Annotated in this window: 13 protein-coding genes and 1 tRNA gene; 6 read left to right on the forward strand and 8 right to left on the reverse strand. The window is 61.1% G+C overall.

The features are described 5' to 3' along the window. Window positions 1-61 precede the first annotated feature (61 nt). The 3 genes from M3N55_RS08410 to M3N55_RS08420 all read right to left on the reverse strand — a co-directional run bounded on the left by M3N55_RS08410 (window position 62) and on the right by M3N55_RS08420 (window position 3,001). Window positions 62-1,693, reverse strand: coding sequence for a site-specific integrase (locus M3N55_RS08410; protein ID WP_249058087.1), 1,632 nt, complete (start codon window positions 1,691-1,693; stop codon window positions 62-64). 286 nt (window positions 1,694-1,979) lie between these two features. Then, window positions 1,980-2,054: transfer RNA gene (locus tag M3N55_RS08415), tRNA-Asn, on the reverse strand. Between the two features lie 59 nt (window positions 2,055-2,113). Continuing rightward, window positions 2,114-3,001 (reverse strand): MBL fold metallo-hydrolase, encoded by an 888-nt coding sequence (locus M3N55_RS08420; protein WP_249058088.1) that lies wholly within the window; start codon window positions 2,999-3,001, stop codon window positions 2,114-2,116. A gap of 73 nt (window positions 3,002-3,074) precedes the next feature. Here M3N55_RS08420 and M3N55_RS16765 point away from each other — a divergent pair, with 73 nt between their 5' ends. Continuing rightward, window positions 3,075-4,415, forward strand: a complete 1,341-nt coding sequence (locus M3N55_RS16765; RefSeq protein ID WP_249058089.1) for an ATP-binding protein — start codon at window positions 3,075-3,077, stop codon at window positions 4,413-4,415. Window positions 4,416-4,429: 14 nt separating this feature from the next. On the opposite strand, the gene M3N55_RS08430 is transcribed toward M3N55_RS16765, so the two are convergent. The 3 genes from M3N55_RS08430 to M3N55_RS08440 are packed head-to-tail and all read right to left on the reverse strand — an operon-like array spanning window position 4,430 to window position 7,867. Then, window positions 4,430-5,902 (reverse strand): carboxypeptidase M32, encoded by a 1,473-nt coding sequence (locus M3N55_RS08430; RefSeq protein ID WP_249058090.1) that lies wholly within the window; start codon window positions 5,900-5,902, stop codon window positions 4,430-4,432. Further along, window positions 5,899-7,047 (reverse strand): heme A synthase, encoded by a 1,149-nt coding sequence (ctaA, locus tag M3N55_RS08435; RefSeq protein ID WP_249058091.1) that lies wholly within the window; start codon window positions 7,045-7,047, stop codon window positions 5,899-5,901. Before ctaA ends, M3N55_RS08430 begins: the two co-directional genes overlap by 4 nt. A 58-nt stretch (window positions 7,048-7,105) precedes the next feature. Beyond that, window positions 7,106-7,867 carry an RNA methyltransferase gene (locus M3N55_RS08440; protein ID WP_249058092.1) on the reverse strand — a complete coding sequence of 254 codons (762 nt, stop codon included), beginning with the start codon at window positions 7,865-7,867 and terminating at the stop codon, window positions 7,106-7,108. Between the two features lie 124 nt (window positions 7,868-7,991). On the opposite strand from M3N55_RS08440, the gene M3N55_RS08445 reads away from it, so the two are divergent. Further along, on the forward strand, window positions 7,992-8,609 hold the full coding sequence (locus M3N55_RS08445; protein ID WP_249058261.1) for a thiamine phosphate synthase: 618 nt from the start codon (window positions 7,992-7,994) through the stop codon (window positions 8,607-8,609). 45 nt (window positions 8,610-8,654) lie between these two features. On the opposite strand, the gene M3N55_RS08450 is transcribed toward M3N55_RS08445, so the two are convergent. After that, window positions 8,655-9,824, reverse strand: coding sequence for a M20 aminoacylase family protein (locus M3N55_RS08450; RefSeq protein WP_249058093.1), 1,170 nt, complete (start codon window positions 9,822-9,824; stop codon window positions 8,655-8,657). Between the two features lie 85 nt (window positions 9,825-9,909). On the opposite strand from M3N55_RS08450, the gene M3N55_RS08455 reads away from it, so the two are divergent. Then, window positions 9,910-10,923 carry a sulfotransferase family protein gene (locus M3N55_RS08455; RefSeq protein ID WP_249058262.1) on the forward strand — a complete coding sequence of 338 codons (1,014 nt, stop codon included), beginning with the start codon at window positions 9,910-9,912 and terminating at the stop codon, window positions 10,921-10,923. A gap of 118 nt (window positions 10,924-11,041) precedes the next feature. Here M3N55_RS08455 and serB read toward each other — a convergent pair whose 3' ends face one another. Beyond that, window positions 11,042-11,920: a phosphoserine phosphatase SerB gene (serB, locus tag M3N55_RS08460; RefSeq protein ID WP_249058094.1), complete on the reverse strand. Its 879-nt coding sequence runs from the start codon at window positions 11,918-11,920 to the stop codon at window positions 11,042-11,044. A 152-nt stretch (window positions 11,921-12,072) separates the two neighbouring features. On the opposite strand from serB, the gene M3N55_RS08465 reads away from it, so the two are divergent. The 3 genes from M3N55_RS08465 (at window position 12,073) to M3N55_RS08475 (ending at window position 15,755) form a co-directional block, all read left to right on the forward strand. Continuing rightward, complete coding sequence (locus M3N55_RS08465; RefSeq protein WP_249058095.1) at window positions 12,073-13,230, forward strand: phosphoserine transaminase; 1,158 nt, start codon at window positions 12,073-12,075, stop codon at window positions 13,228-13,230. A gap of 105 nt (window positions 13,231-13,335) precedes the next feature. Beyond that, the gene (gene serA, locus M3N55_RS08470; RefSeq protein ID WP_249058096.1) at window positions 13,336-14,934 is read left to right on the forward strand and encodes a phosphoglycerate dehydrogenase; all 1,599 of its coding nucleotides are present in this window, start codon (window positions 13,336-13,338) and stop codon (window positions 14,932-14,934) included. A gap of 83 nt (window positions 14,935-15,017) precedes the next feature. Beyond that, entirely contained in the window at window positions 15,018-15,755 is a 738-nt protein-coding gene (locus M3N55_RS08475; RefSeq protein WP_249058097.1) for a metallophosphoesterase, read from the forward strand. Window positions 15,756-15,789: the final 34 nt, after the last annotated feature.

Genomic DNA, 15,789 nt, shown 5'->3' on the forward strand with positions numbered 1-15,789 from the left:
CGAAATGTCCGGGAATGGTTTGCCGCCCGCAACCATTTCGCCATAATGTTCGAGGATCGCTTCAATGCGTAACCGTATCTGAAACCCGCATGGGCCAGACCAGATACACAAAGTTCATGACACTCCCGACATAATGTCTGATGCTCTGCACCGACAGCCCGTCACCTGCTTCCGCCCAGATTTCCTGAACGAGTTTCGACATATGCCGACCAACCTTGCGCCCGAGGATCTTGGAGGCCGGCTCACGGAGATCCGGAAACAGAAGGCCGCCTCCGCGAACCTTTGCGGCACCAACAACATCAAGGAGACCGAGGTCAATCAGATCGTTGTGCACAGGTACCCGCCGTCTTGAGGCGACGGTCTTGAGGCGACGGTCGTCGGTTTCCATGATATCGAAGAAGACGACACCATCCTCTTCACGGATGTAGTCCACCCCGATCCCGGCGATTTCTTCACGCCGCATGCCCGTATATGCGGCAATAAGGGGCACCCAATACAGCCCGCTGGTCCGGCGCACGTCGAGCGGGGGCAGGCTGCGGCCCGAACCAGAGTCAGTCCAGTAACGATGGACGAATAGCCTCTTCAGTTCATTCAGCATGAAAGTCCTCTTTTTGTCACGTTGACGTACCTTTTCTTTTCGTCTGAGGCTGCTGGGGTCCAGCCTGGGATGAAGTTCGAAACCTTCGGACTTGGCGGCAGCAACGAGGGCGCTTGCGTGGTCGACGTACCGATTGACCGTTCCGACGGACAGGCCCACCTTGTCTTTTGGGAGCGTTGCGGCCTTCGCTAGGATCGTTTCCAGCGGCAGGGTGTGATCCAAGGGGGATTTTCCGAACGATTTTGGTAGCTTGTACAATGTCGAGCGGAAATGTACGAAATCTGGCTGAAGCAGGGTCCGGATATCTGTTTTCCCGGTAACCCGCTGAAGAAGCGTACCAAAAGCTTTATATTGGCGCGCTGTCTTGTCCTCCAACCCCTCCTCGGCGTTTCGCTTGAACTCCAGCATGCGCGCGATCACAGCATCGATAGAAGGGTCAAGCTGAAGGGACGCAGGTTCGGGCATTGGGACCTCAACTTGAAGGTTCGGGACCTCCACCGGCTGAAGCACCGCCATGCCCGGTAGGGCACCAGCAGCGTCTGGCCGCGGCGCGTCTGTTCGCTGCCCTTCGGAAGAAAACACCCCCCGGGCCGGGTCGAACTGACTCAATACTTCGGACGCCAGTGACCGCGCAGGCGGTATCGCCTCCACGGCCATGGCTGCGCGCATTCCCTCAATGTGAAGTTCGAGCAGTTGGGCCTGTTCACGAGGTCCATTGATCCGACGACCATTCACCTCTTCAAATACCGCTGCACGGTGATCTGCGCCGACATGGCTCCGCAAGATGGGCCCGAAGTTGGAATCCAAGACCAGCCGGAGCATGGCCACCTCGGCACGCGTACGGCCTGCGGCCATCATCTCTTGCTCGACCCGGTCCGAGATCGTCGCGCCGATCCCTTGTTCCGCCAGAATGTCCCAAGCCTCCTTCGTGCCCGAGACAATCTGGCGTTCAATTTCGCAGGGCGGCGATCCGTATCGGAATCGGAGATCCCCTCGTAGGTCATGCTGTGCCGTCACATGGGTTTTCACCACATGCTGCAAATACTGCCGTGCCTCAGCCAGTGTAATTCTATCCTGTTCAAGGGCCGCGATCATCGGCTCACTCTCCGCGCTTAACACACGGGATAATATAGTCGCACGAACCCGGTCTGTGGTACGCAAAGACACCCTAAGGTCGCAGATAGTTGTGGATTGAGGGCGGACCTTGCGTCGCCAGTAATAAACGCCGTCTCGGCGGGTGAGATGAGGAAGAGCGGTCATCTTCGGGCTCCGAATGGGAGACCGACGCGCTTTTCACCGCCGCAGCGGTGTCACAGTCTGGTGTCACAGTAACGGACCCCCGAAGGGGAACGCTAATGAGATCAGATACTTAGGAAAATATTGGCTCCGGCGGTAGGGATCGAACCTACGACCAATTGATTAACAGTCAACTGCTCTACCGCTGAGCTACGCCGGACCATGACCGCGCTATAGCAACTGCGTTTCAGAGCGTCCAGTGGGATTTTGAAGATTTTCTCATCTTGCGCTCATGCGGGTGAAAATGGCCCTCGGACACAGCTCCGGGGTTGCGGTTACTTCGGCGCGGGCGTGCAGGTCCGCGAGGTGGGCAAAGACATTGCGGGCAGCGGCCTTATGCAGAGCCGATGGCGTGGCGTTATAGATTTTCGTCACCAGGGTGGCGATATCGGCCCGTCCTTGGTCCAACTCACGCAATATAGCGTCTTCGCGTGCGCGGCGATGGGCAACAAGTTCGGCAAGCCGCGCGCGCGGTTGCTCGATGATCGCGCCGTGTCCCGGATGGAAGAGCCGGGCTTCAACCCCCTGCAACTGGGCAAGCGATCGCATGTAGCTGCCCATATCGCCATCCGGGGGCGACACAAGCGAGGGCGCCCAGCCCATGACATGATCGCCGGTAAACAGGTGGTCCCGCCATAGGAAACACATGTGATTCCCCATATGGCCGGGGGTCCAAAGCGCGGTCACGGCTTCGGAGCCAAGCGGCATGCTTTGCCCGTCTTGCAGGCTGACATGGGGTTTGAACCCATGGTCCACACCCTCGCCACCGCCGATATCCGCACGGTCGGCCAGCGCGTTCATCTGCGCGGTTCGGCCCGCCCGGCTGTCGCCATAGGCCAGAATTGGTGCGCCGGTCGCGGCGGATAATCGCGGAGCCAATGGCGAATGGTCCATATGACTATGCGTCACGAGGATGCTGGTCACACGCCGCGGTCCTATCGTGTCCAGCAACTGTGCTAGGTGCGCGGGATCGTCCGGGCCGGGGTCGATGACGGTGACTTCGGTTGCGCCCAGAATATAGCTGTTGGTTCCGTCTGCCGTCATGGGGGACGGGTTTTCAGCGCGGATGAGGGTCAGGTCGCGGTCAAGCTGGGCAATCAGGGTCATGGGCCGAAATTACCCCGGTGCGATGACGCTGTATAGCGTATAAGCTAGCACGCATATGATGAACGGAGCCACCGTGAAAGCACAGCTCAAATCCTTTTTGCCCCGCAGTTTTTTCGGGCGTGCAGTGTTGATTTTGGTGGTGCCGATCATCGTCATCCAGATTGTCCTGTCGATTGTCTTTGTGCAGCGGCATTATGAACGCGTTACACAGCAGATGACTGAAACCGTGTTGCAGGCCGTGGGCGTGGTGATTGAACAGGCCGATGCTGCGCCGGGTGAACGCACGGCATTTGCGACCGGGACGGGGCTTGCCTCAGCTTTGGGTTTGCAGGTGCAGATCCTTGAGGACGCGCCGCGCATACCCGCCAGCCACGCCGCTTGGTATGATCTGGCAGGTCGCGAGATATTGGATGTGTTGCAAGCGCGTGCACCGGGGTATCTGGGCGCGGTCCTGCGCCGTGATCCAATCGATAGCGCTGTCCTGTGGGTGGATATCGACGCGGGCACGCTGGAGGTTTCCATTCCGCGCGATCGCTTGGCGCCGACAAACCCGCATCAGCTTTTGGTGATCGTTTTTCTGGCCTCTGTGGTTCTTATCCTGATGGCGCTGCAATATTTGCGTTTGCAAATCCGCCCTATCAGGCGGCTTGGAGCTGCGGCAGAGGCCTATGGTCGTGGCCAGTCCTTGCCGTTTCGAGCCTCTGGCGCGCGTGAAATTCGGGCAGCGGGGTTGGCCTTTATCGACATGCGCAACCGGATCGAGCGGCAGAATTCCCAGCGCAAACTGATGCTGTCAGGTCTGGGCCATGATATGCGCACGCCGCTCACGCGGATGCGTCTGGTGTTGTCCATGTCGGACCCAACGGAGGATACGGCCGCGCTTGACGCTGAAATCACCGACCTCGAGAAGCTGCTGAACTCGTTCCTGGATTATTCGCGCGGAGAAAACTACGCGCAGGAGGGGCGGTTCGATCCCTCTGCGATCTTGTCCGACCTCGTGGCGCGCTATCGCGCGGCGGGTCGGCAGATAGAAATGCAGGTTGCGCCCGGTGTGCCCCGCGATCTGCGGTTGCGCGAAGGTCAGTTGGAACGCGTGCTTGATAACATTCTTGGCAACGCGCTGGATTACGGCAAACAGGCGCGTGTTGCCATGTTCACGCATGCGGCTTCGCTGGTCATCACGATAGAGGATGACGGCCCCGGCATTGCGCCTGCGGACCGCCAGCGCGCCCGCGAACCCTTTGTCCGGCTCGACAGCGCCCGCAACCTGGATGTCGGTGCGCATGTCGGTCTGGGGCTGGCCATTGCGGATGACGTGATGCGCGTGCATGGCGGTCGTCTGGAACTGGATGACAGCCCGGCCTTGGGCGGGTTGCTGGTGCGGTTGATCTTGCCGCTCAGCCGCCAAGCCTGACGCCAGCGCGGGATTCACAACCCATAAATATTGGCGAATTTCGTGTCCAGATAGGCCAGCAACGGCGCTTCATCCGGGCGCGCGCCGCCGCAGGCGTGGGTGATGGTTGCGACAGAGGGGCGCAGGCCACCATGGCGCTGCACACGGTCGGCCAGCCAATCCGTGGCGGGTGCCAGATCGCCTTCGGACAAGCGCGCGTCCAGATCGGGAATATCCGCACGCAATGCTTGGTGCAGACATCCGGCATAGATATTCCCAAGCGCATAGGTGGGGAAGTATCCAAACAGCCCGACCGACCAATGCACATCTTGCAAAACCCCATTCGAGGGCCGGTCAACCTTATACCCGAAATCGGCTGCGAAACGGGTGTTCCAAGCCTCTTCCAGATCGGCGGGGGCGAGGGTGCCCGCAATCAGGGCGCGTTCCAGATCGAAGCGTAGCATGATGTGCAGATTATACTGAACCTCATCCGATTCGGTGCGGATATAGCCCTTGTGAACGCGGTTCACGGCAGCATGAAACGCATCTGCGCTGTCAATGTTCACTGCGCCGAATTCGGCCTGCATCGCACCAAACAGCCAACCTGTGAACGCACGCGAGCGGCCAAGCTGGTTTTCATAAATCCGGCTCTGGCTTTCATGCACGCCCATCGACACGCCATGCCCCAAGGGGGTTAACGCATAGTCGGGGCTGATATTCTGCTCATAGGTGGCGTGGCCCACCTCGTGCAGGGTGGAATACAGGCAGTTGAACGGATCGCTTTCGACGACCCGCGTTGTAATGCGCACATCCGCGCCTGATCCGCTGGAAAACGGATGCACAGCCAGATCAATACGACCCCGGTTGAAATCATATCCGAAGCGCCGCGCAAGGTCGTTTGCCAGCCGCAATTGAGCCTCTTGGGGGAAGTGGCCTTGCAGGGCAGGGGGTGTCGGCGCGCCCAGAATACGGTCGCGCAAATCGACCAGCCGAGGGCGCATTCGGTCAAAGATCGCGCCGACCTGTGCCGCGGAACTGCCCGGCTCATAATCCTGCATCAGCGCGTCATAGGCGTCACCGCCTTGGGCGATGGCTTGGCCTTCCTCGCGGCGCAGGGTGACGACCTGCTCCAGCCAGGGCAGAAAGGCGGCCACGTCATCGGCGGCGCGCGCGTCTTCCCATGCGGTTTGTGCCAGCGCGGTCACGCGGGCCAATTCCGACGCCAGACGCGCGGGAACGCGAATGTTGCGCAGATAGTCGCGCTGTGCCTCTCGCAGGATAGCGGCGCCCGTCTCATCAGGGGCATCGGCTGCGTCCAACAAGGCGCCCAGGCGCGGATCGGTGCGGCGGGCATGCAGCAGGTCTTCGATCGCTGCCATTTCCTCGGCGCGCTGCTCATTCGCACCGCGTGGCATGACGGTTTGCTGATCCCAGCCCAAGCGGCCAGCCACTTCGCCCAAGGCGGCGGTTTGGCGCAGATGCGCGCGCAGGTCATCATAGGCGCTCATGCTTTTGCCCCGCGCAAGCTGTCAAAACGTGGATATTGCGACACGTGGCGCGCGCGGATAATCAGCACCCAAAGCAGCACGGCAGTGGCCTGATGGGCAATCCCAAGCTGCCAAGGGGCGGCATAGATGACCGTCACAATGCCAAGGATGATCTGCCCCAACACCACCAGCCCCACCGCATTGAACGCAAATCGTGTGGCCCCATGCGCCGATTTACGCCCGCGCAGCCATACAACCAGCGCGAACACGGCCAGCAAGTAGCCCGCAACCCGGTGCACGAATTGCGCCATGGCCGGGTTTTCGAAGAAGTTCTGCCAGATCGGGACCATGTCCAGCGCCTCTGGCGGGAAGAACACACCGTTCATCATCGGCCAATCGGTATAGCCGCGCCCGGCGTCAATGCCCGCGACCAGCGCGCCCAGCAGGATTTGCAGGAATGTGAAGTGCATCAGCCCGGTAGAAAGCGAGAACAGCTTGCCTTCGCGCGCGCGTCGCGCCTTCAGCAACTCTGCCTCTGGTCGGTTCAGCAAGAACGTATACCACGCGATGAAGCCAAGGATGACAAAGGCCAACCCCAGATGTGTCGCCAGCCGGTAGCTTGCAACCGATACCATGCCTTCATTCAGGCCAGATGCGACCATCCACCAGCCGATTGCCCCCTGAGTGCCGCCCAATGCGCCCAAGAGCAGCAGGCGAGGTGTCCAGCCGGTCGGGATGCGCTTGGTCAGCCAGAAGGCCAGAAAGCCCACCGCCCAGACCAGCCCGATCACGCGGCCAAGCTGGCGATGCCCCCATTCCCACCAGTAAATGACCTGAAATTCCGACAGGCTCATGCCTTGGTTCATCAGGCGGTATTGGTCGATCTGGCGATATTTGTCGAATTCAGCGGCCCAATCTTCTGCCGTCAGGGGCGGCAAAGCCCCAGTCACGGGCCGCCATTCGGTAATCGACAACCCGCTATCGGTCAGCCGCGTCATGCCGCCTACGGCGATCATAACACAGACCAGCGCGAACAGCACCATCAGCCACAGCCGGATCGCCCCGCGCGCGCCTTTGCGGCTGCGGTCGATAACACCCCCCTGGGGTGCGGCCTGTGCCTGTTTGCTGTCGCTGACCTCTTGGAATATCGCGCGTTTTGCGGCCATGTGCGGGCTCCTGCTATGTGCGGCGCAAGCTAGTGCGCGCGCGTGCCTTGTTCAAGCGTCAGTCCGTGTCGCGGGTGCGGGCCATATGCCGCAATATGCCGTGCAATGTCTGCACATCGGCGCGCGTTAGCGGCAGGCGACCCCACATGTTGCGCAGGGTCAGCTTCATGCTGGCGGCCTTGGCAGAGGGAAAGAAGAACCCGGTCTGACCAAGCTGGGTTTCGACATGGTCGCCCAGCTTCTCGCGCTCTAGCCCGGTGGCAAATTCCGTGCCTGCCATCGCGTGCACTTCTGGCGGTGTGTCGGTGGTTTGGCGCAGGAATTCATAGGCCACCAGCAACACGCATTGCGCCAGGTTCAAAGAGTAGAAGGCCGGATTCACCGGCACTGTGATGATGGCATTGGCGCGCGCCACGTCCTCGTTTTCCAGCCCAGAGCGTTCCGCCCCGAACAGCACCGCCACGCGCTTGCCTGCCGCTGTCATCGCGCGGGCTTCGGCCATGGCGCGTTCGGGCGTCAGCACCGGCTTGGTAATGCCGCGCCCGCGCGCGGTGGTGGCATAGACATAGTCGCAATCGGCCACGGCGCTGGGCAGGTCATCGAACAGCCCCGCGCGATCCAGCACGGGCGACGCGCCAGAGGCCAGCGCCACCGCATCCGGGTTCGGCCAGCCATCGCGCGGTGCAACGACTCGCATCCGCGCGCATCCGAAATTCAGCATGGCGCGGGCTGCGGCCCCGATATTGCGCCCCATCTGCGGGCGCACCAGCACCATCAGCGGGGTGTTTTGCTCGAAAATAGCGTCGTCTTGAGGGGTCATGCGGCGTCCTAGCGGAGTTTGTCCTGCCATAGCCTTGCACAAGCGCCCTCGCAAGTCGGGCGCGCTTGTTTCCGGGCGGCGCGCGGTCTAGAAGGCGCGCAGCCCCTGCATGAAAGATCTCGCCATGGCCGAGGATACACCCCAGCTTTACCTTGTCACGCCCCCCAGCTTCGAGTTGGAGAGCTTCGCGCCGCAACTGGCCCGCATTCTGGACGCGCAGGAGGTCGCTTGCCTGCGTCTGCACATGGCCACCCAAGACGAAGATGCGATTTTGCGCGCGGGCGATGCGTTGCGCGAATTGGCGCATGCCCGCGACATCCCGCTGGTGATTGCCGATCATGTGCTGATGGTCGAACGCCTTGGTCTGGACGGGGTGCACCTGTCCGACCCCGGCACCGGCATCCGCAAATTGCGTGACACGATGGGCGCCGATGCGATCATCGGTGCGCATTGCGGGAACCTGCGCCACGACGGCATGGCCGCCGGAGAGGCTGGCGCGGATTACATCTCTTTCGGCCCGGTGGGCGAGACGCTGCTGGGCGATGGCGCCCACGCAGAACGCGAATTGTTCGAATGGTGGTCTGAACTGATCGAGGTGCCCGTTGTCGCCGAAGGCGCGCTGACCCCCGAACTGATCGAGAGCCTTGCGCCGGTTACGGATTTCTTCGCCATTGGCGCAGAAATCTGGAAAGAGGAAGACCCGCTGGCACGCCTGCGGGCGCTGATCGCAGCTTTGGGCTAGAGCATACCGCGCAAAACCGGAAACCGGTTTTGCGCAAAAGCCACGCTAGGCAGCATTGGTCAACGGCAAGCGCCGCGCGACCAGTTCCGCCCAATAGGCGCACCCGGCTGGTATGGCGTCATCGTTGAAATTATATTCCGGGTGATGCACATCGGCGCTGTCGCCATTGCCGACAAGGATATACGCGCCGGGGCGTTCTTCCAGCATATAGGCGAAATCCTCGCCGCCCATGACAAGGGGCGCATCTGCACAGTCACCGGCGACCGCACGCGCAGCCTCGGCAGCGTATTCGGTTTCCGCGCTGGTATTCACCATCACCGGATAGCCGCGCATGTAATTGACCCACGCGCTTGCGCCATAGGCTTGGGCGGTCAATTCGGCCAGCTTGGGCAAGCGGTCTTCGGCCAAAGCACGCATCTCGGGCGATAAGGTTCGTATTGTGCCGCGCAAGGTCACATGTTGCGGGATCACATTGAACGCCTGCGATTCGGTCGCGAAAGACGTGACAGAGACCACCATTTCCTGAGTTGGGTCCGCGTTGCGGCTGACAATGCTTTGCAGCGCCAGAACGATATGCGCCGCGACAACCGTTGTATCCACGCAGTGATGGGGTTTCGCCGCATGGCCCCCGCGCCCTTCAACCGCAATTTCGAATTGGTCGGTGGCGGCAAAGAAAGGACCGGGGCGGATGGCGAAAGTTCCGGTCGGCACGCCGGGCCAGTTGTGCATCCCGTAAACTTCGGTAATGCCAAACCGTTCCATCAAACCGTCTTTGCACATTTCACGCCCGCCACCGCCGCCTTCTTCGGCGGGTTGGAAGATGACGGCCACGGTTCCGTCGAAAGCGCGTGTTTCGGCCAGATATTGGGCGGCACCCAGCAACATTGCGGTGTGCCCGTCATGGCCGCAAGCGTGCATTTTACCCGGCTCGGCCGACGCATAGGGCAGCCCGGTTGCTTCATGGATTGGCAGCGCATCCATATCCGCGCGCAGGCCGATGCAGCGGCCCGGTCCGTTGCGCCCATGGATTACCCCGACCACGCCGGTGCGTCCGATAGCTGTTTCCACGCTGTCGCAGCCGATCGCGCGCAGTTGCTCTGCCACGATGCTGCTGGTGCGATGGCAGTCGAACAGAATTTCCGGATGCGCGTGAAAATCCCGGCGGAGCGCGGTAATCTGTGGCAAAAGCGCAGTAATTCTGTCTGGAACCTGCATAGTTTTCCTATCCTTGTCTGGACCCTTCACAAGAATAATCGCAAGCTGCGTTTGTATTGGTTGTAAAGGTTCTTTGAACGTGACGATGCCACACCCTGAAGTGACACACCAGCCGTCGCCGTCAAGCATTGCGGTCGGGTCTGAACAAGTCTGGCCTGAACACGCGGCACCGGTAATCGTCTTCGGTGCGCTGCGGTCGGGCACGACATTGTTGCGGCTGATGCTGAATGCGCATCCCGACCTGAACAACCCCGGAGAGGTTGATTTTCTGACGGACCACATCCGGCGCGCGCCCGACGCGCCGACGGGCTGGCGCTATGATCTGGCTGCCTTGCGGGCGGATCGCATGTTTCGCGCCCAACAAATCGAGATTCCAGACGGGCTGGATGGGCTGGACCTGACTCATGCCTTGTTGCAAAGGCTGGCGGCCAAGAAGGCGCGCGGTTTGCTCTGCGTCAGCATGCACCGCGATCTGCCATTGGCGGTCGAGTTGTTGCCCGGCACGCGGGTGGTTCACCTGTTGCGCGATCCGCGTGATGTCGCGCGCTCCAGCGTCGACATGGGATGGGCCGGAACACTTTACCACGCCAGCGACCATTGGGTGCGCTCGGAGCTGGAGTGGGACCGCTGCAGGGAAACGCTACGCCCGCAGGACTGGGTCGAATTGCATTTCGAGGCTTTGATGGATGCGCCTGAAGTCGAGTTGGCGCGGATATGCGATTTTCTGGGCGTCCCCTATTCCAGCACGATGCTCACCTATCCGGAGCATTCGACCTATGCCGCGCCCAACCCAAAGATTGTGCGTCAATGGGTGCATGGTTGCGCGTCACAAGATATCAAAGATCTTGAAGGCAAGATCGCCCCGTTAATGACAGCGCGCGGATACCAGCCCAGTGCCGCCCCGACGCAGGCTCCCGATCGTGTCCGGCGCGTTCGACTGGCGTTGCGGCATAAGTTTGGCACCTGGGCTTTCGGGGTGCGCAATTACGGGGCAGTGCCGTTTTTCGGTGCGCGGATTTCCAGTAAGTTGCGTCTGACTGGCTTGCAGCGCCATTTCCAACGGCGAATCGACGCGCAGATCCGACGAATGTTGCGCTAAAGTATGTGTCGCAAAGCGCAAACTGCTTCTGCACAAAAAGACATGCGCTCACAAAGGGTCAAAGCCTTTAGCATGACGGCGAATGAACCTGGCGTGCATGCAATGGGTGCATGGATCTTTAGCCTGTCACAAACTCATCGGCGCGGTAGCCCTGAATATACAAGAGCGCGGTCAAATCACCGTGGTTAATGCGGATGTCGCATTGCGCGGCAACGCTGGGTTTTGCATGCAGGGCCACGCCCGCGCCTGCCATGCCCAACATACCAAGGTCGTTCGCGCCGTCGCCTACGGCGATCACCTCGTATGGCGAAATGCCAAGCCGTGCCGAGATGTCCTGAAGGGCTGCGACCTTGGCCTCGCGCCCAAGAATGGGCTCTGCGACGGTGCCTGCCAGCTTTCCATCGGTGATATGCAGCGTATTCGCGCGGTGCTCGTCGAAACCGAGTGCGTCCGCGACATGCGCAGTAAATGCTGTGAACCCCCCAGACACAAGCGCGGCATATCCGCCATGCGCCTTCATCGTGGCGATCAATTCGCGCCCGCCGGGGGTGAAGGTTATGCGCTCTGCAAGAACCTTGGCGATTGCGCTCTCGGGCAGGTCGAGTAGGAGTGCGACCCGTTCGCGCAGGGCGTCCTCGAACTCCAGCTCGCCATTCATGGCGCGGGCTGTAATTCCGGCGACATGCGCGCCGACGCCCGCGTCATCGGCCAATTCGTCAATGCATTCCTGCCCGATCATGGTGCTGTCCATATCGGCCAGCAGCATCATCTTGCGCCGCCCATGCGCGGGGCGCAAAACCATGTCGATGCCCATCGCTTGCAGGTCGTCCCAGACTTGCCAGCGATTCGCGGGCACTTCTTCGAGGGGGAACTCTGCGGCGATGTCGGGGTTCAGCCATTCCGCGACGCCGCCGCCCCATGCGTTGCGCAGCGATTCGACTGTGGCCGCGGTCAGATTGGCGGCGATGGGGTTTGCAAGCAGCGTGACGACATACATTGGCAATTCTCTCTCACGGTGGGGCGGGTCGCTTTCGCGCGCTCAAGCGGCGCTTTAGAGCAAAAGTTTTGCTTGCGCCAGCCCGGCAACGGGCGTAATGGCGACAGCGGGACACCCTTCCCCAACGAAGGGCACATATCTGGAAGGATACCATGACGAACCCCGTTCAACCGGCCCAGCGCCCGGTCAATCCGCGCTTTTCTTCTGGCCCCTGCGCCAAAATTCCCACATTCGATCTGGCTAAACTTGCCGACGCGCCCTTGGGCCGGTCGCACCGTGCCGCCGTGGGCAAAGCCAAGCTGAAAGCCGCCATTGATGGCACCCGCGAAATCTTGGGCGTGCCCGATGATTACCGCATCGGCATCGTTCCCGCATCCGACACCGGCGCCGTGGAAATGGCGATGTGGTCGCTGCTGGGCGAACGCAAGACCACGATGGTCGCCTGGGAAAGCTTCGGCGCAGGCTGGGTGACGGACGCGGTGAAACAGCTGAAGCTGGACGCCGAGGTCAAGACAGCCGATTACGGCCAGATCGTCGATATGGCCGCCATCGACTATAACACCGACGTGGTGTTCACCTGGAACGGCACCACCTCGGGCGTGCGCATGCCGCATGGCGACATGATCCCGGCGGACCGCGAAGGTCTGACCATTTGCGACGCGACTTCTGCGGCCTTCGCGATGGACCTGCCCTGGGACAAGCTGGATGTCGTGACCTTCTCTTGGCAAAAGGTGATGGGCGGCGAAGCTGCGCATGGGATGCTGATCCTGAGCCCCCGTGCCGTGGAACGGCTGGAAAGCTACACGCCCGCATGGCCGCTTCCCAAGATTTTCCGCCTGACCAAAGGTGGCAAGCTGATCGACGGTATTTTCAAGGGTGAAACGATCAACACGCCGTCGATGCTGGCTGTCGAAGATTACCTGCTGGCGCTGGACTGGGCGCGCGATCTTGGCGGGCTCTCCGCGCTGATCGCACGTTGCGACGCCAATGCCGCCGTGATCGACAAGTTCTGTGCCGCGAATGACTGGATCGCCAATCTGGCCGAAGATCCGGCGACGGCCTCGACCACCAGTGTGTGCCTGAAATTCACGGACCCAAGCATCACCGACGGTGCGGCCTTTGCAAAAGCCGTCGCCAAGCGGCTGGAGGCCGAAGGCGTGGCACTGGATATCGGCGCTTACCGCGATGCGCCCGCCGGCCTGCGTATCTGGTGCGGGGCGACCGTGGAAACGGCGGATATCGAAGCGCTGATGCCATGGCTCGACTGGGCCTATCATGCCGAGCGCGCAGCACTCGACGCAGCCGCCTGAGCGCTTCACGGCACCACAAGAACACCCGTCCCGGGCTTGACCCGGGACCTCTCCTCTCATGTCCCTTACAAGGAGGCCCCGGATCAAGTCCGGGGCGCAACGAAAATGACCGCACCCAAAGTTCTCGTATCCGACAAACTATCCGAAACCGCCGTCCAGATTTTCCGCGACCGCGGCATCGACGTGACATTCGACCCGTCCATCGGCAAAGATAAAGACAAGCTGCTAGAGGTCATCGGTCAATATGACGGCCTTGCCATCCGCTCTGCCACCAAAGCTACCGAAAAGGTGCTGGAGGCCGCGACCAACCTGAAGGTCATCGGTCGCGCCGGGATCGGGGTCGACAATGTCGACATTCCCGCCGCGTCGAAAAAGGGCGTGATCGTGATGAACACGCCGTTCGGCAACTCCGTCACCACCGCCGAACATGCGATTTCGCTGATGATGGCCGTGGCGCGGCAAATCCCGGAAGCCAACGAATCCACCCATGCCGGCAAATGGGAAAAATCCCGCTTCATGGGTGTCGAGTTGTTTAACAAGACCCTCGGCGTGATCGGCGCCGGCAATATTGGCGGCATCGTTTGTGACCGCGCGCGGGGCTTGCGCATGAAGGTCGTGGCGTTCGATCCGTTCCTGTCCGAGGAGCGCGCGGCCAAGCTGGGTGTGACCAAGGTGGACCTCGATGAGCTTCTGGCCCGTGCCGATTTCATCACCCTGCATGTGCCGCTGACTGACAAGACCCGCAACATTCTGTCCGCCGAAAGCCTTGCCAAGACCAAGAAGGGCGTGCGGATCATCAACTGTGCGCGTGGTGGTCTGGTCGATGAGGCGGCCTTGGCCGATGCGATCAAGTCCGGCCATGTCGCCGGTGCCGGCTTCGACGTGTTCGAGGTCGAGCCTGCCACGGAAAGCCCGCTCTTTGGCTTGCCAAACGTGGTCGTTACCCCGCATCTGGGCGCATCGACCACCGAAGCGCAGGAAAACGTCGCCTTGCAGGTCGCAGAACAAATGTCAGATTACTTGCTGACGGGGGCTGTGCAAAACGCGCTCAACATGCCGTCGGTCACCGCAGAGGAAGCACGGGTCATGGGGCCGTGGGTGAAATTGGCGGGCCATCTGGGCGCTTTTGCAGGTCAGTTGACGGATGAGCCGATCAAGGCGATCAACATCCTTTATGATGGCGTCGTGACCGAAATGAACCTCGACGCGCTGGGCTGTGCCGCCATCGCCGGGGTGATGAAAGCCACGAACCCCGATGTGAACATGGTGTCGGCTCCGGTGCTGGCGAAAGAGCGCGGCGTCCAGATTTCGACCACAACGCAGGCCAAATCGGGCGTGTTCGATGCCTATATCAAGCTGACCGTCGTGACAGAAACGCGCGAGCGGTCGATCGCGGGAACCGTGTTCTCGGATGGCAAACCGCGTTTCATCCAGATCAAGGGCATCAATATCGACGCCGAAGTTGGTGCGCATATGCTATATACCACCAACAAGGACGTTCCGGGTATTATCGGCACCTTGGGCGGCACGCTGGGGGGCAATGGTGTGAACATCGCGAACTTTACCCTTGGTCGCAAGGATGCGGGTGGCGACGCGATTGCCATGCTGTATCTGGATGCGGAACCGACAGAAGCCGCTCTGGACGCTTTGCGCGGCACCGGCATGTTCCAGCAGGTGCGCCCGCTGGAATTTGACACACACTGATCCCTGCAATCAGCTTGCAAGGGCCTCGGTTGACGCCGGGGCCTTTTGCGGTTTTGGTAGCGCTAAACTCTCTGGGGCAGGCGATGCAGGTTTACGCTATTGGTGATATTCATGGGCAACTTGACCTGTTGCAAGGCGCGCATGACCTGATTGCGCGCGACCGTGCGGCCTATGGCTGCGCCGACGCAGAGATCATTCATGTTGGCGACCTCGTGGACCGGGGGCCAGACAGCCCTGGTGTTGTGCGTTACTTGCGTGAGGGTGTGGCGCGCGGCGAAAACTGGCAGGTGCTGATGGGAAACCATGACCGCCTCTTGCTGAACTTCATCCGCAAACCAGATTGGCGTGATCCCGGCCTGCGGGCCGGGCTGGACTATCTGCACCCGCTGATCGGAGGGCGCGCGACCCTGCAAAACTACGGCGTGGACGCGGCGGCGTTGGAGGATATAACGCTTGCCCGCGCGCAGGCCACAGCACTGGTCCCACAAGATGATCTGGCGTTCATCGCAGCCCGTCCGCGCATGATTGGCACGGGCGCTCATCTTTTCGTCCATGCCGGGCTGCGCCCCGGTGTGCCGCTGGACCGTCAGACCGAAGACGACATTTTGTGGATTCGCGACCCGTTCCTGTTGGATTCGCGTGACCATGGTCCGCTTGTGGTTCACGGTCACACCGCGCTGCCGCAAGCCTGCCACTATCGCAACCGGCTGAATATAGACAGTTCAGCCGCCTATGGTGGGCCTTTATCTGCGGTGGTGTTGGAGGGGCGCAGGGTCTGGCTTCTGACGCCGCAAGGTCGCGTTGAACTGTCTCCTCTTTAGGCGCAGTCCTCTTTCTCTTTCATTATTCCTGACA

It is taken from the genome of Roseinatronobacter domitianus (assembly GCF_023336755.1).
GTDB classification, from domain to species: Bacteria; Pseudomonadota; Alphaproteobacteria; order Rhodobacterales; family Rhodobacteraceae; genus Roseinatronobacter; species Roseinatronobacter domitianus.

Excerpts from the sequence above, each read along its gene's own strand:
- serB (WP_249058094.1), bottom strand. The coding sequence starts at position 11,920 with ATGTATGTCGTCACGCTGCTTGCAAACCCCATCGCCGCCAATCTGACC.
- M3N55_RS08465 (WP_249058095.1), top strand. The coding sequence starts at position 12,073 with ATGACGAACCCCGTTCAACCGGCCCAGCGCCCGGTCAATCCGCGCTTT.
- ctaA (WP_249058091.1), bottom strand. The coding sequence starts at position 7,047 with ATGGCCGCAAAACGCGCGATATTCCAAGAGGTCAGCGACAGCAAACAG.
- M3N55_RS08420 (WP_249058088.1), bottom strand. The coding sequence starts at position 3,001 with ATGACCCTGATTGCCCAGCTTGACCGCGACCTGACCCTCATCCGCGCT.
- M3N55_RS08440 (WP_249058092.1), bottom strand. The coding sequence starts at position 7,867 with ATGACCCCTCAAGACGACGCTATTTTCGAGCAAAACACCCCGCTGATG.
- M3N55_RS08450 (WP_249058093.1), bottom strand. The coding sequence starts at position 9,824 with ATGCAGGTTCCAGACAGAATTACTGCGCTTTTGCCACAGATTACCGCG.
- M3N55_RS08455 (WP_249058262.1), top strand. The coding sequence starts at position 9,910 with ATGCCACACCCTGAAGTGACACACCAGCCGTCGCCGTCAAGCATTGCG.
- M3N55_RS08430 (WP_249058090.1), bottom strand. The coding sequence starts at position 5,902 with ATGAGCGCCTATGATGACCTGCGCGCGCATCTGCGCCAAACCGCCGCC.
- M3N55_RS08475 (WP_249058097.1), top strand. The coding sequence starts at position 15,018 with ATGCAGGTTTACGCTATTGGTGATATTCATGGGCAACTTGACCTGTTG.
- M3N55_RS08410 (WP_249058087.1), bottom strand. The coding sequence starts at position 1,693 with ATGATCGCGGCCCTTGAACAGGATAGAATTACACTGGCTGAGGCACGG.
- M3N55_RS08445 (WP_249058261.1), top strand. The coding sequence starts at position 7,992 with ATGGCCGAGGATACACCCCAGCTTTACCTTGTCACGCCCCCCAGCTTC.
- serA (WP_249058096.1), top strand. The coding sequence starts at position 13,336 with ATGACCGCACCCAAAGTTCTCGTATCCGACAAACTATCCGAAACCGCC.